We start from the raw sequence: 15673 nt of genomic DNA, 5'->3' as shown, positions 1-15673 counted from the left end.
TGAATATGCAAATAATCAAAACCTATACACAAGAACTAATAAATAAAGCTAAAGAGTACTTAACCAAAGAGTACCGCTTAGAGGCTTTAAATCTTTCAGATTTTCAAGCCATCAACTTCTATTTAATAGACAAAGCCATCAGTAAAGAGGAAAACTTGTTTATAGAATCATTTGATAAAGAATTACCTGCATTATCACAATTTCCTGCGGTTCTATCTGTAGCTATTTCTTTGTTTTTCAAAAATTTCTGTGACGATGCAACAACATTTGAATCTGGAGCAGTGCTACAACACCCATCTGGAGAACGTTTTGTTTTTATCAAATATGATGGTAAAGATTACATCCTCAAAAATAGAAACGGCACAAAGTATATTAATAAGAAACAATTAAGAAAATATGCAGTAGTAGATGCAGAATTAATAAATCGAATACCAAGAGCACGCTTAACACAATATAGAAAGCTTTACGATTTAATCTTTGATATTAAAAATATTCCCTCTCAATTCAAATACAAATCTGCCATCATAATGTCTAAAAATGAATTTGAGTCAGAACTACGTACTCAAGACTATATAGATATAGATATAAGAAAAGCAATACCTATGAGGTGGATTGCACGTTCAGGTAGAGAAAATTGGAATCACATCCCTCTTGAACCTATGATTTATTGTGTGCCAGACTATGATACACTACAAACCTATGTTTTGAATAAAGGAATTGATATAGAAACGCTTGTTGTCATAGGCAAAAATAAGTACAAAGATAAAGTAAGTACAAAACTTCGCTTAGCACTTAGAAATGAAGATATTCCAAATTGTATCATTTTGGGTAGTGAAGGCTTCAATGATGAACAAAACCAATTTTTAAAATGGAAATGGACCTTTCCTGAGTTTGAATATTTAGAAGATAAAGCACCTGGCGAAATAAAAGCAATCAATATTGAAGATGCTGTTTTTCAAGAAAAAATAGATGCGTTAATGACCTATCTAAGCACACTTGAAAAGGAAAACAGTATGTCCTTACTAAATGTAAAGCGATTACGCAGATTCTTATATGCATTGGTTCTAGCAAAGCCTAATGATAGTCGCAATTTATCGCAGGTAGAGTTTGTACAGCATTTAATCAAAAAAGTGGCATCAGAAACTATCGAACAAGATTTCTACGATTTAGAGCTTGATGATACAGTGGCACAAGCGCAATTAAGACTACATATTGATGCTATTTTTAAAAACTTCAATAATAATAAATTAAAGTATTTAGAGCGATTAAAATTTATAAACTATTTAATTGTTCCCAAAAGATTAGTAGAAAATTGGAAGGACGAATTTAAAGGAAAGCATCACAAGATTTTAAGTCTAAAGGAATTTAAGGAACTTCATAAAAATATAAATGGAAGCAAAAAGGTATATGTACTTAGCCTTTACAATAATGGCAAGTATTATGATGAAGTCCTTGATTTTGCAATCAATTCGCCACATCGTTTCCATTTTCTTTCCTATCCAGAAGAAGCTAAGGTCATAAAAACGTACATAGATAAATATGACAATAGTCTTATTACTGAGTACCAGTCTAAAGACCGAAAAAAACTCACAGCATTAGATTTTAAAGTAAAACTTAAAGAAGTCATAGAAAATAAGTCCTTAGAAGATATAATGGATGGCTTCTATACAAGAAACGACCGTTCAGAACAAACCTATGATTATGAATCACACAAGCAGGTTAATTATCGTATCAATTTTCAAGGAAGTACAGAATCTTTAGTATACGATGGGTCAAAAACGGTACTGATAAAAAAGAATGGTAAATGGATTAAATCAAAGACCTATAATGTATTAGCAGGAGACACCGTAAGAGTCTATAATAATTTATCTAAAGAACGCTTATTTAGTATTGCGTCACAAGAAGATAGTAATGGAAGATTCCAAGAAGTTGAGAAAATGTCAAGGCTTTGGAAGGAATCATTATCAAGATATTTTACTAACAGGATTGAAAAAGATAGACATTACGATAAAGACCGATTACTAAGCTCACTTAAAGCGAAAGGAAGTAAAATAACAAACGTAGTAACAATTTCTAAATGGCTTAATAAAGAAGATAAAGAGCGTTTTCCGCATAGTGACAACGAATTAAGAGCAATGAAAATGTTGTTTGAAGATGAAGCACTTAATAGATCATTTGTAGAATTATTAAAGGTAAAACGGTTTTATAGAGGCTTAATGATAAGTTTAGGTAGAGACCTTAGTGATGATGTGATGGATTACATCGTTTCGGATGGAAAAAATACAGGTAAAATGCTATCCAAATTTCAAACAGAGGAGATACAAGCTTTTGTAAGAAGTGCAGCACCGATAAGAACAATAGAAAGTAAAGCAATCACTGAAGATGAAGAATCAAACTGATGACATAGATAAAAAAGCAAGGCAAATATTTCAAGACCGCATTCAAAGAGGAATGATAGGTCCAGGCTCTGATATGTGGGGACTTCCTGATGAAGAAGAAATTATTTCCGATTACCCTTTACCAAGATATTTCAGTGGTGTACTGTTTCCCAACAAATCTGTAACACCAGAAACGCAGGCAGATGAGGATGATGCAGCACTACAAAGTGAATCATTACTGACTGATGAAAATGAAGAAGAAAACACCTTAGAAAATGAAGAAACAGATATTGAGGAAACTAAGGATATTGGAGAAAAGCAAGAAGAAGTAAAAGTTAAGCGTCAAGATTTTAACTTAGATACAAACAGTTTCTTTCCCACTAACATAGGTATTACAGTCGCATTAGATAAATCAATAAAAGAAATAGATGTGGAATTTTCGTTTGGCTTATATACTCAAGCAAAAGCCGAAGAAAGAAAAATTAAGATTTCTAAGGCTGGTTACGATTCATTCTTTGAACAAGGTATTCCATATCCGCTAACTTTCCGTGATGCGCTCAAGTACCAAGATGGTTATATGTTTCTGAATAGAGAGCTAAAAGGAGAGCAAAAAAATCCTGAAAGGGCAAATGGAGAATATGGGCAGTTTGATGAATTTAAAAACAGAAAGAACTTAATACGACAATCGGAAGAAGGCGGTCCTTTTTCAGCATACTATCACATAGGTAAATTAGAAAAATTATTAGGTAGAGCGTGGAAAAGAACGCCTTTTACCTTTAAAGAAACTATCAGTATAGAAAAATCCTTTAAATCCCCTATTTCCTTTAATTTCCCTACTGAGATATACAAACTAACAGATGCAGGCTACAACATTAAGGTATACGAGGATAATAGAGCAAGATTTGTAAAAATTCAATTAGTAAATTGCTCTGAAGACCATCCGGCAAACCGCTTTTCCAATAGGTCAGAAAATCTAAATTTTAAATCCCTATTTCAAGGAAGTATAAAAGTTCAATCAGATGGATTGATTGAATACAAGGATAATAGCCTTAACACCTATGCATCCGATGATGAAATTAGAGATGAAGAAGCGGAAGAAATAGAGTTAATTTATCGGAATATCAAAAGTTATGGTATAGGCCACAATTGCTCAGTAGTATGGAATGAGAATACAAAAACGGTACAATCTACATTCTTACCAGAACAGAATATTAATGACGTAATCAACGAATTTGAGGACAGTAGTTTAGACAAGGCATTAGATATGCGGAATCTCTCTATTTGGGGTTTATCCAAAGATGAAATTAAAGCAAACTTAGTAGATTTTGTAGCCAGTTATCAGCAATGGATAAATAAACAAATTCAAGAAAAGAACAAGCTCAACCCTAATGAGAAAGTAGTTGCAGAAAGAGTAATACAAAGACAGGAGCAAAATTATAAGCGACTAAAAGATAACATCAGTTTATTAGACAATGAAAAGGTGTTTGAAGCCTTCCAATTAGCGAATACAGCAATGCTCATACAGTTAATTGTATCTAATGACAAAAGATTAGGAAAGACTGAAAAAGACTTATTTGAGATTGATAAATCAATCAATGCTAATAGGCTTATTTACTTTGAACAGTATGACACACTTGAAAATTTAGGATTTGTTCCTAAATATAGACCGTTCCAGTTAGCTTTTTTATTACTTAGTTTAGATGAAATAGCGCAACCTGAAAAGCGTAAAGCAAACAATACTGTTGACCTTATTTGGTTTCCTACAGGTGGTGGTAAAACAGAAGCATATTTAGCGGTAGCGGCATTTACAATAGCTTTTAGAAGAATTAGTAATGAAAGTGATTATGGTGGTACAAGTGTTATTATGCGTTACACATTACGCTTATTAACAGCACAACAATTTGAACGTGCATCTCGCTTAATTGCCACATTGGAATTTATGCGTTCTCAATCAGAATTTAAAGACACCTTAAAAGAAGAACCTATAAGTATTGGTTTATGGGTTGGACAAGCATCAACACCTAACAAGGTTGCTGGAGATAATGGTGCAGGTATTTTGGTTTCTCAAATGGACGAAGAAGCATTAAAAGGAGACAAAGGAAATCCTGAACGCAAAAATGTATTTCAAATTAGTAGTTGTCCTTGGTGTGGTACTAAATCAGTGTCTAAAGAAAAAAACTCTAAAGGCATAACAATCTGGCGATATGGCTTTAAAGTAAATAAAGGCGAGTTGAAAGTTTCTTGTATAAATAAACAATGTCATTTTCACGAAAAACTACCTATTCAAGTAGTTGATGAAAACCTATATAAAAACCCACCAACATTATTATTTGGTACAGTAGATAAATTTGCAATGTTAGCTTGGCAAGAAGAAGCCCATAATTTCTTTAAAGCAAATACAGATAACGGATTACCGCCAGACTTAATCATTCAAGATGAACTTCACTTACTAAATGGTCCTTTAGGTTCAATTACAGCATTATATGAATCTACCATTGAATTATTATGTACTAAAAACGGTATTGCACCTAAGATTATATCATCTACCGCAACCACAAGAAACACACAGTATCAAATAGAAAAACTATATGGTAATCGTAAGGTTAATATATTTCCACCTTCAGGTATAAATCATAACGATAGTTTCTTTTCAAGAGAAAGCACGGAAAGTAAAAGGCGATATATAGGTTTTATGCCAACAGGGAAAACATCTATTGACACGCAATTACAACTGCTGGCGCATCTTTTTGTATCGCGGCTTGAAGTCTATAGAAATAAGGAAACAAAAGACTTTGCTAATAATTACTGGACAATAGTATCTTACTATAACAGCTTAAAAGATGTAGGTAAAATTTTTAATAAAGTAGGCGATGAAGTATCAAACTTTACATCAACATTACAATACCGTTTAGAAGATTTATTCAATCCTATTGATGATTATAGATTCAATTTTGCAGGTATATCATCTCGTACAGAAGAACTAACAAGTCGTGTAGAAAGTTCACGTATAAAATCGATTCTCAAAGAATTAGAACTTCCTTTTGACGAAAAAAATATTGTCACAACAGACAAAGGTTATAGATACTTAAATGACGTAGTTGATTTTGTTTTGGCTACGAATATGATTTCTGTAGGTATTGACATCAGCAGATTAAATCTGATGCTAATCAATGGTATGCCTAAGAATATTGCAGAATATATACAAGCATCCAGTCGTGTAGGACGTAAGACAAATGGTTTAGTAGTGTCCTTATTAGACCCAAACAGAGCAAGAGAAAAGTCATATTTTGAACATTTTATAAACTTTCATCAAGCCTTTTACAAATGTGTAGAACCTTTAAGCATAACACCATTTACCGAAAGTACTATTGATAAAATGCTTACAACTTCATTGGTAGCATTTGTACGCAATACATATCCTAATCTCAACAAGGATAATGATGCAGCTAATTTTAAATCCGCTTTCGCGAAAGCGTATAGAGACTTTATTGAACAACGTTTTGGTGCAAATAATAAAGAAATGATGGCATATTTTGAGCGGAGGTTTCAAAATGTTGTTGAAGATTGGGAAAGCAAAGCAAGAGCCTCTAACGACTTAAAATATAAAAGATTACTTAAAAGACCATCTGACAAAAACGAAAGTGCAATAGATTGGACGGTAATGCAATCAATGAGAGAAATAGATACCGACACGTTTATAAGAATTAAATCAAATTTTGAATGGCAATAAGAAGAAACAAGAAAGCAGCCGATAATAAGTTTGTAAAAATACAAACACGCAAAGCCATTAGTTCTTACGGTGGTTCAGGTTCTATTATAGAAACACCATTTGGGGCCTTAATGATTGATAGATTTGATGAGTGGCCATTTTTCCATTTTAATAAACAAGATGGTAAAACATTTATTGATAATTCATATCATATCAACGATGAACGTCTATTGCAGCGTTTATCTCATAAAGATGGCTTCGAAAAATTAGAAGCATTTGTATATGTACCTGATAATGTATCTTCTTCAAGTAGAGCTGATATTCCTGAACATATAAATGATACAATAAGTGCATCATTCTTTCCTAAGTGGTTTTACTGCAACTCGTGTAAAAGATTTAAACATATAAAAGATTGGTGGCGTGAATGGGAGTTAGCGAAACCTAATGCTACTAAAAAAGAATTTGCACCACCTAAATGCGGTGTCTGTTATGCAAAGCGAGGAAGTAAATTTGCGCCAGAATTAGAACAAGTACGTTTTATTATGTCTGCACCAACAGGAGATATAAAAGAAATACCTTGGGAAAGATGGAACAAAGCACAAAAAGCTGTAAAAGATGAAGATTCAGAAAGTGGTTCTGTATTATTAGACTATGATACTTTATGCTGTGAAAATCCAGACCTTAGATATACAAAGTCGACGAAGTTTTCAGATTTAGCAGGTATAAGCGTTAAGTGTATGAATGATGGTTGCAGTCATAAAGGTCGTATGATGAATCTTTCGGGTTTGTTTGGTTTACGTGAAAGAAAATACTTTTCTGAAGCAGAACTTTTAGAACGTCACGAAGAAGGGAAAGAATCAAAGGTATTTTTTAAACCTGTCATTCGTAGTAGTAATAGTGTTTACTATCCTATTCTCGTTTCCAGTATATTTTTACCTATAGATAAAGGAGTACGAAATAAGCATATTGAAAAAATTCAACGGTTTAAAGAAAAAGGTAAAGATGCACAATTTATATATGAAGCATTAGAAGAAGAATATGCTTTAGAACAAATCAAAAAAATATTAGAAAATGATAATAACAACTCATATATACCTGAGTTAGAGTATCGCCTTTATGAATATAATTTCTTAGTAAAAAACCCTAACATCGACTTTACGGATGAAGATGATAACTTAATCTTTAGGAAAGAAAAATTAGAAAACTTAACAAATTACGGTTTTGAACAATTAATAGGTTTAAGGCGTATTAAGATGACAACGGTACAAGTAGGTTATACAAGACAAGAACCATTAACAAATGATGATTTCTTCTCAGAAATGGACGAAACGCAGGTGCTTATTGAAAAGAAGTTTACATCTAAATGGGAACATAAAACCAAATATTTACCTGCAATTGAAAGTTTTGGAGAAGGTGTTTTTATAGCCTTGTCAAACGATAAAATTGAGACTTGGATAACACAAGCTGAAAAGAATGATGTTTTCAAAAAGAAGATAAACAAGCTATACACTAATATTGAAAGTCACGCATACCGTTCCGTAAAAGAAAAGTTTGGTATGACGGTAAATAGAGAACATTTGATACGTTTTCTATTGGTACACACACTTTCACATTTACTAATTAAGGAATTAGAATTTCTTTGTGGTTATCCCTCAACCTCATTAAATGAAAGATTATTTGTAGATAAAAACCAAATGCAAGGTGTGTTATTATACACTATTGCTGGTGCAGAAGGTAGTTATGGTGGCTTGGTCTCTCAAGCGACAGAAGAAAGAACATTGAGGTTATTAAAATCTGCAATCCATAGAGCTACCGATTGTGCTTCAGACCCAATATGCTATAATACCGAAGATGGTCAAGGAATAGGTGGTTTAAATATGGCTGCTTGCTATAGTTGCACATTGATACCTGAAAACGCCTGCGAAGAGTTTAATTCATTCTTGGACCGTTCATTGCTAATTGATGAAGAATATGGGTTTTTTAAAAATTTAATAAATAACAAATCATGAGAATTTTATTCTTCGATTTAGAAACAACGGGTCTTCCAATTTCTTGGAAAGAAAGCTATGTGAATACATTTAATTGGCCTTACATAGTTCAGTTGGCCTATATAATATCTTATCATGAAAATGAGATTTCTGTTGAACAGGATATTATACTAAAACCAGAAAATTTTGAAATTCCATCTGATTCTACAGCTGTACATGGTATTACAAACAATCAAGCCATAAATCAAGGATATGATAGAAAACAAGTATTACAGAACTTCGCTTCACTATTAAGAGAGGCTGATTATATTATTGCTCATAATTCAGATTTTGATGTAAATGTTTTACGTTGTGAATTTTTAAGGAATAATATTGAAGATCCATTCAAAAGTCAGGATTTTGATATTATTTGTACAATGAAAAAGACCACAAATTATTGTAAAATTCCTTCAGGATACGGTGATTACAAATGGCCATCTTTACAAGAACTACACACTAAATTATTTAACACCCACTTTGAAGAAGCTCATAATGCAAAATATGATGTAAAGGCTACTTTTGATTGTTTCTGGCGTTTGGTTGATTTAGAAGTGATACATTTTGATTTAAAACCTGATAAAGAAAAAACAGTTATTAATAAAGAGTTCTTACGTTCATTTTTTATTGAAAGAGAAGACATTTTTTATGGTTTAATTTCAAGGCATTACCCATTAGATGAAGAATTACTTTATTTGTTTGAAGACAAACTTGATTGGTATGCGGTTTCCCAAAACATTGAAATAAAATGGGATGAAACTATTATTGAAAAATTTAGTGATAAATGGGATATTGATGCAGAGAGCGGCGGGTATCCTTTAGGTAAAATAAAATGGTATGGGTTAAGCTCAAATCCTAATTTACCTTGGAGTATTGATTTAATAAAAAAATATAAGGACAAATTTGCTTTTTCATATCCTGCAGAATACAGCCTCGGTGAATTATCAACAAATCCAGGCTTACCTTGGCTCTGTAATTTAATTGATTGCTTTATTGATGATTGGGATTGGATTACTTTGAGTAAATCTTCTTTTTTACCCTGGTCAAACCGCTTTATAAAACAATATAAAGATAGATGGGATTGGCATTCATTAAGTGTAAATGAATCTTTACCATGGTCTATTAATTTAATTTGTGAATTTCAAGATTCTTGGAAGTTTGAGCATATTAATGAAATGATTTTAAAAAGTAAAATCAATATAACAGCCAAAGAAGTAATTAAGGCATATTTCGAAGATAGAATTTCTATTAAAAATGTTGTTTACCTGCCATTAAATGAGAAATTTGTTGATTTGGCTATTGATAGTTGGGAATTTGACTGGCATAATTTTAGAAGTTTTGGTATTCTACCTTGGTCATCAGAAGTAGTTAAGAAGTATAGACATAAGTTTGATGGGAAATGGAGCTTTGAGGTTAATAATAATTTTTATTGGTCATTAGACTTATTGAAGGAATTTGAACATACACTAATATGGCATCTCTTTTGGTATAACGAAAATGTTGATTTTTCAATAGATTTTTTTAATGAATTTGAGCATAGAATTGAATTTAATAAGGATAAAAATGATCCTTATAAAATAGATTGGCACCATCTTAAGGAAAATAAGGGTATTATTTGGAATGTAGAATTACTTGATAAATTTTATGATAAATTAAAAGATGATCAAGACTTCTGGGATAAGTTAAGTTGGGGTAATTTAAATATGAAATGGTCTGATAATATATTAGATAAGTATTATTATGAATGGGATTGGAGGGGGTTAAGCCAAAATGAAAATTTATGTTGGTCGGAAGATTTAATACGAAAATATGATAATAATTGGGACTGGGGAAGGTTATCTACAAATAATTCAATAAAATGGAATGACAATTTAATCAAGGACTATGTACATCGTATTTATGATAACGATCATTATACTTATGCCATTCCATATTTGCTCGAAAAGTGTTCTGATATAAAATTCGTTATTGCTTTTCTAACAAGCAATAAAATAGTTAAATGTTATTCCTATGATAAAATTTGGCAGGCTGTCAACAAAGATTTGAATGATGATTTGATTATAAAAATTTTTAATTCGATAAGATGAAAATAACAAAACTCGATTGCTTAGTAATAGTAATTAATAAAAACATCCTTTATCTATTATTACTCTTTTTAAATTTTTCATATGCACAAAATTTCAATAATATCAACAATTGGGTATTATTTGAAAATGAAGATATTACCACATTTAAAATCACAAAATCAGAAACCATTAAAATCAATAATTTATTATTTGAAGCTAAATGGAACGATTCATTGAGTTATTCTAATAATATAGGGTATTATGGAGGGGTTTCAGAGTTAAAATTAAGTTTTAAGGGAAAGTACATACAAACAATTAAAAATATTGAAGACGGAATAGCATTAGGAGAAATTCCAATTACGTTTTACGATTTTAATATGGATGGCTTTTTAGATTTTTATATTCGTATAGATTGTGGAAAAGTATGTCATTTAAATTATTATTTTTTTGACGAAACTTCATCGACCTTTATCTACAAAAAAGAATGGGATTATGTTAATATTTTTAAATTAAATAAGATAAAAAAACAGATACTAACAGAGCCCGATGGTACAGCATTAAAAGGGGATTATGAATGGCTTCGGGTTGTAGACAATAACATAAAATTGATTAAATTAATACCTTATGGCAATTAAGAGAATATCATCTTTCGATGTTGTTAAAAAGAGTTTAATAGTATCAGTATTACAAAACAAACCAAAAATCTTCCTATATCATTTATTAGCCAATAACATAGAAACAACCTTTCCTAATAAATTAAATTTTTATAGGTTCTTTACGAGTATGCTTAAATGTGCTTATAAAACATCTAAAGGGAAGTTGCATTTAAGAATTGAAAATCCAGCATGGGAAGATGAGGGTTATAAGCATTACTGTTTCTACGATAATTACCATAAATATAGCCGAATTGATGTAAAAATAAAGGAATTAAACGGTAAACTTTATTTTGATATGTTACCCTTTTAAAAACTAATTTATGGAAGAACTAAATTTTAGAGTAGGCAATTTTTATTTGCATCACGGAGAAAGTTTAAGGTATGTTGAGTTATATCAATATGAAAGGATTTGCGATGAAATAGAAAAGAAAGAATTGAAAGAGATTAAATCTTATGAAGATCTAAATTTAACATTAGATTCGGAAAAATTATATAATGTTTCAAAGAAATTATGGAATGATGCTTACCGAGAATATCAGGCAATTCCAATTGACGAAATTTGGTTAGAGAAATTAGAATTTGACACAATAAGAGATTTAGAAGATGAAGGTTATAAATTAGTGTCAGAATATAGGCATAAGTCAGGATTGACAGTAATTAAAGAAAAATATGAAAAAGCTTATTTAGGGAAAGATAACTACCCCAGCTCTTATAGTATAGTAGATGAGTTTTTTATTATTTACAATGAAGAAAAGTCTGAAATTAAATCAGTTCATGATATTCAGGATAAGTTTTACGAATTCTTTAATAAGGAGATTATAAATGTTAAAGATGTCCAATTTGAACCTAAAGGCATTTTTACACTACCAGAAGAACCAGATGATTTACCTTTTTAATAATATTCATGATTGATAAAAAAGAACTGACACGAAATGAATTATATGATTTAGTTTGGTCTAAACCCTTAACAACTTTAGCCAAAGAATATGCCTATTCAGATAATGGCTTGCGTAAAATCTGTATTAAGCATAATATTCCATTACCCAAATCTGGATATTGGTCAAAAATAAAGTTCAATAAAAAAGTTAAAAAGGAGAAACTACCTAAAGAGGATGAATCCATAAAAATTGAATTATACATTCGTAAAGAAGGACAAGAATCCATTAATCATCCAAATTCTGAAAGAGCAAAAATCAAACAAGAAATTGAAAATAGTGAATTGCCTATAGTAGTTCCAGATAGATTGTCAAATCCTGATAAACTCGTTGTAGAGGCTAAAGAAGATTTGAAAGAAAAAGTACCATCAACTTGGGGTACTTCAGAAGGTCTATTATCTACTTCATCAGGAACCATTAATCTACAAGTTTCAAAATCTAATAGGTCTAGAGCCTTACGATTTATGGATACCTTTATTAAGTTGGTCAAAAAAAGAGGCCACAGTATTAAAGTAACTGATGAAACAATTGTAGTTATCAATGGAGAAAACTTAAAAATTAGGTTACGAGAATTTGTGAAAAGAGAAGAAATCAACGATAATGGTTGGAAACGTTCAAGGTATAAGCCAACTGGAGAATTATCTTTTAGAATTGAATCCTATCCGGAAAAAATATGGAGAGATGGAAAAAAATCACATATAGAAGAAAAATTGACTTCAATTCTCGCAACATTAGAACTAAAAGCTAAACAGAGCAAGGAAAGACGTTTAGAGCAAGAAGCATGGCAAAGAAATTGGCAAAAGCAAGAAGAAATAAAAAAAGCTTTCCAAGAGAAAAAGGATAATGAGCTTTCAAAATTTAAAGAGCTACTTTCAATGGCAACCCGTTGGCATAAAGCAGAATATTTAAGAAATTTCATAAAGGAATTAGATAATAATGATTTGAAACTTCAGTTTCAAAATGAAGTTATAGAAGATACAATACAATGGGCAAAGGAAAAAGCAGATTGGTATGATCCATTGATAGAAAAGGAAGTGAAATTATTAGAAGATGTAGATAGAGATACACTTGAAGTTAAAAAGAATAAGTATTGGTAACGCCACACTTCAAGCACTTACGCATTCGCTTGTTCCGTTGTACTTCACACGCTCAATTGCAAGAGCTTTCCGTTCCCCACAGCACAAGCTATAATTTAAAATGTTTATAGAGTTTAAACAAATAGTTTATACAATTACAGCCTGTACTTTTTGCCTTTGCCCTCGAGTTTCGTCTTTCGATTAAACAGCAGTACAAGCATTAAACATTCGGGAAGGCAGGTAATAAGGTGTTCGTCAGTTGTTCCATTTAGTTCCATAAAACATATCTGCAAGGGTATTCTGCTAATATCAATAAACAGATATGCCAACAAACATTGGTTGACAATTAAAGTTTAGTGCTATTCATCCCTTGCATATACCACAAATAGCACCACTGCGGCGACACGTCCTCGCTGGCACTATTTATTTGTTTTATTTCACACATTTCACGCCTTCCTCACCCGCAGCTACTCTATCACCCCAAACCCCAATTAGGATTTGCGCTATCGCACAAGTGTTTTTTTTGGGGTGCTACCGCTACTTAATGTTTTGCGAGCCTGCGGGTCGCTTCGGGCTAATCAGGCTGTCACAGTTTTTGAGTGCACCCAAGTCACAACATGAAATCACCACAACCATTTTAAAAAGCTGAATTGCAAGCATTAATGAACCACTTTTAAACGACATTTAAACTACAATTAAACAGCGGATGATTACATATTGCAACCGCTCGCAAGAGCAGCTCATTACGTCAGCAATTTAAGCCAACGCACCACGGCAGATTATACATCTCACATTGGAATGTCTTTCGTAAATCATCTATTTCCTCAAAATCCGCAATTCCTTAAACCACTATTTTTAAGAAAGATGATAACCTACCGCCACCGAAATAAATTGCTTCCTACAATCGCTGCCCTTGCCTTTCCCATCGCATCAAAAAACTGCGCCAGCCTTGTGTAAAAACATAGCCGTGAGAGCCTTCCGCTCAAATCTATTAAACAGCCGTAATATTCTCAAACAGTAGAAACCCAATTGAACAAACTCGCTACAGGCTATCACTCACAGCACCCTCGCTCATCTCGCAGTCGGCTCGCGCCTTTTGGATTACCTGCTCAACAAACTGAGTAAAACCGATATACAATCTGATTTCATATTAGATTGATATAAGTTTATGAAGTTAGTATTTATACTTCTACTACTTCTGCATCAGGAGCATTAGTCTTTACGGAATCAATACCATTTTCCATTCCAGATGAACTCTCGTACATTTCACTTGTACCGATAACTTGACCATTCGAAGCTTTTAAATTAAAGTAATGCTTGCCATTACTCGACTTTTTTCTATCGTAGCGGCTATCATCTTGCGAGTTTTTTCGAACAGACTCGATACCATTTTCACATCCAGCTTTTGAAGAATAACCTTCACTTGCTAAAATATTTTGACCATTTCCTGCCTTCAATCTAAAGCGGTGTTCACTTTTTGCATCCTTGTAAATTTCAAATTTTGCCATTGTCTATAAATTTAATTTAGAAACTAAAGATACTGAAAGAGTAAAAAGAAGGCAAATATAGATGGCTTCCAACGCCCACCGCAATATTCCAGTAAAGCTCAAGCCACAAGGGTTTTGAAAAAAATAGTACGCTACAAAATGGCGTACTTTTTTTAAAACCCTATCCAAGCGCACGATTTTTTCCAAAAAGCTTGACAGAAATGCCACGCCATCAGCAAAACGGCTTTCTTTTTTCTCTTTTTCTTTTAAAAAAATGTGTTCATTTTCTTTGTTGAATGCAAAACACAGCAAAAGTCTGCAACCGAAACTGATAGCATCTATTTGCACAGGAGTTGCCATATATTACGCAGAACTGGTATTGCTTCAGGCCAAAGCCGTACCAAGTCCGAATCAAATTTTGTTTAACCCCAAAAAATCAGAACAATGGGTAAAATAGCACAAGGAATCTTAGGTGGGCTTTCAGGTAAAGTTGGAAACGTTATCGGTGGAAGCTGGAAAGGAATTGACTACATTAGAATTAAACCTTCAAGCGTAGCCAATCCACGAACTGAAGGGCAGGTAAACCAACGAAACAGGTTTACTGTGACTTTAGAATTTTTACAGGCAATTAAGCCGTTTATCAAGCAAGGTTACAAATCGCTCGCGATTAAGAAAACCGAGTTTAACGCAGCTATGTCTTACATCTTGAACAATGCGGTAACTGGCACTGCACCTAACTTTAACGTCGATTACAATGATGCTTTAGTTAGCCGTGGAGGACTTTCAGGCGTTCTAAATGGAACTACTGATTTAACCAACCCTGGCGAAGTAACTTTCGACTGGGATGATAACTCAGCAGAAGGAAATGCCAATACGACCGATAAAGCAATGCTATTGGTTTACAATCCTGCAAAGAAAGAATCTATTTCTGTAATTGATGGTAACCTCAGAACTTCAGGAAGTCAAACCGTAGTCATTCCGACTACCTACGCTGGCGATACTGTAGAACTGTTTGCAGCTTTCATTAACGCAGATGGCAGTCAAGTATCTAACAGTACTTATTTAGGCTCTGGAACCGCTCAATAAGTCTTAAGATTGAAGTTAGAAAAACCGCTCACAAAGAGCGGTTTTTTTATGCTCAATTCATTAAATTTTTTATCTTAGTTACCTGATAATGATAGTTTACAGTTTGTGATTATTTGCCGTGAATTATCCCTTTTCTGAATTACTTTGTGTCCTATTTGTTGCCTAAACTATCGTATCCCAAGAATATCAACAATAATTACATTTTGCATCGGTAAGTAAAGCTCCAATCTATATTGAAAATTGGAAAGATAGTCAT

General features: G+C 32.5%; 11 protein-coding genes. 9 read left to right on the top strand and 2 right to left on the bottom strand.

Annotated elements, in window-relative coordinates; genetic code table 11:
* Positions 1-5 precede the first annotated feature (5 nt).
* From DZ858_RS10145 to DZ858_RS10110, 8 genes are read left to right on the top strand one after another with little or no spacing between them, the layout of a single operon-like run.
* A complete protein-coding gene (locus tag DZ858_RS10145; RefSeq protein WP_117159433.1) occupies positions 6-2399 on the top strand; it encodes a DISARM anti-phage system protein DrmE domain-containing protein in 2394 nt (797 codons plus the stop codon).
* Positions 2383-6108 (top strand): helicase-related protein, encoded by a 3726-nt coding sequence (locus tag DZ858_RS10140; RefSeq protein ID WP_205120352.1) that lies wholly within the window; start codon positions 2383-2385, stop codon positions 6106-6108. The genes DZ858_RS10145 and DZ858_RS10140 overlap by 17 nt, the downstream gene beginning before the upstream one ends.
* Positions 6099-8096 (top strand): DUF1998 domain-containing protein, encoded by a 1998-nt coding sequence (gene drmB, locus DZ858_RS10135; protein WP_117159432.1) that lies wholly within the window; start codon positions 6099-6101, stop codon positions 8094-8096. Before DZ858_RS10140 ends, drmB begins: the two co-directional genes overlap by 10 nt.
* Entirely contained in the window at positions 8093-10198 is a 2106-nt protein-coding gene (locus DZ858_RS10130) for a 3'-5' exonuclease (RefSeq protein WP_117159431.1), read from the top strand. Before drmB ends, DZ858_RS10130 begins: the two co-directional genes overlap by 4 nt.
* Entirely contained in the window at positions 10195-10812 is a 618-nt protein-coding gene (locus tag DZ858_RS10125) for an XAC2610-related protein (protein WP_117159430.1), read from the top strand. Before DZ858_RS10130 ends, DZ858_RS10125 begins: the two co-directional genes overlap by 4 nt.
* Positions 10802-11143 (top strand): hypothetical protein, encoded by a 342-nt coding sequence (locus DZ858_RS10120; RefSeq protein WP_117159429.1) that lies wholly within the window; start codon positions 10802-10804, stop codon positions 11141-11143. The genes DZ858_RS10125 and DZ858_RS10120 overlap by 11 nt, the downstream gene beginning before the upstream one ends.
* A 10-nt stretch (positions 11144-11153) precedes the next feature.
* Complete coding sequence (locus tag DZ858_RS10115; RefSeq protein ID WP_117159428.1) at positions 11154-11729, top strand: hypothetical protein; 576 nt, start codon at positions 11154-11156, stop codon at positions 11727-11729.
* A gap of 8 nt (positions 11730-11737) precedes the next feature.
* Positions 11738-12865: a hypothetical protein gene (locus DZ858_RS10110; RefSeq protein WP_117159427.1), complete on the top strand. Its 1128-nt coding sequence runs from the start codon at positions 11738-11740 to the stop codon at positions 12863-12865.
* A gap of 1160 nt (positions 12866-14025) precedes the next feature.
* Here the strand turns inward: DZ858_RS10110 and DZ858_RS10105 are convergent.
* Positions 14026-14352, bottom strand: coding sequence for a YegP family protein (locus DZ858_RS10105; protein ID WP_117159426.1), 327 nt, complete (start codon positions 14350-14352; stop codon positions 14026-14028).
* Positions 14353-14355: 3 nt separating this feature from the next.
* A complete protein-coding gene (locus tag DZ858_RS10100) occupies positions 14356-14691 on the bottom strand; it encodes a hypothetical protein (RefSeq protein WP_117159425.1) in 336 nt (111 codons plus the stop codon).
* 84 nt (positions 14692-14775) lie between these two features.
* On the opposite strand from DZ858_RS10100, the gene DZ858_RS10095 reads away from it, so the two are divergent.
* The gene (locus tag DZ858_RS10095) at positions 14776-15417 is read left to right on the top strand and encodes a DUF6266 family protein (protein WP_117159424.1); all 642 of its coding nucleotides are present in this window, start codon (positions 14776-14778) and stop codon (positions 15415-15417) included.
* Positions 15418-15673: the final 256 nt, after the last annotated feature.

This window comes from Marixanthomonas ophiurae (assembly GCF_003413745.1).
Lineage (GTDB): Bacteria > Bacteroidota > Bacteroidia > Flavobacteriales > Flavobacteriaceae > Marixanthomonas > Marixanthomonas ophiurae.
This window is presented reverse-complemented; position numbering and strand designations above follow the sequence as displayed.

Coding starts and splice junctions, on each gene's coding strand:
- DZ858_RS10145 (WP_117159433.1), top strand. CDS start 6: ATGCAAATAATCAAAACCTATACACAAGAACTAATAAATAAAGCTAAA.
- DZ858_RS10140 (WP_205120352.1), top strand. CDS start 2,383: ATGAAGAATCAAACTGATGACATAGATAAAAAAGCAAGGCAAATATTT.
- drmB (WP_117159432.1), top strand. CDS start 6,099: ATGGCAATAAGAAGAAACAAGAAAGCAGCCGATAATAAGTTTGTAAAA.
- DZ858_RS10130 (WP_117159431.1), top strand. CDS start 8,093: ATGAGAATTTTATTCTTCGATTTAGAAACAACGGGTCTTCCAATTTCT.
- DZ858_RS10125 (WP_117159430.1), top strand. CDS start 10,195: ATGAAAATAACAAAACTCGATTGCTTAGTAATAGTAATTAATAAAAAC.
- DZ858_RS10120 (WP_117159429.1), top strand. CDS start 10,802: ATGGCAATTAAGAGAATATCATCTTTCGATGTTGTTAAAAAGAGTTTA.
- DZ858_RS10115 (WP_117159428.1), top strand. CDS start 11,154: ATGGAAGAACTAAATTTTAGAGTAGGCAATTTTTATTTGCATCACGGA.
- DZ858_RS10110 (WP_117159427.1), top strand. CDS start 11,738: ATGATTGATAAAAAAGAACTGACACGAAATGAATTATATGATTTAGTT.
- DZ858_RS10105 (WP_117159426.1), bottom strand. CDS start 14,352: ATGGCAAAATTTGAAATTTACAAGGATGCAAAAAGTGAACACCGCTTT.
- DZ858_RS10100 (WP_117159425.1), bottom strand. CDS start 14,691: ATGGCAACTCCTGTGCAAATAGATGCTATCAGTTTCGGTTGCAGACTT.
- DZ858_RS10095 (WP_117159424.1), top strand. CDS start 14,776: ATGGGTAAAATAGCACAAGGAATCTTAGGTGGGCTTTCAGGTAAAGTT.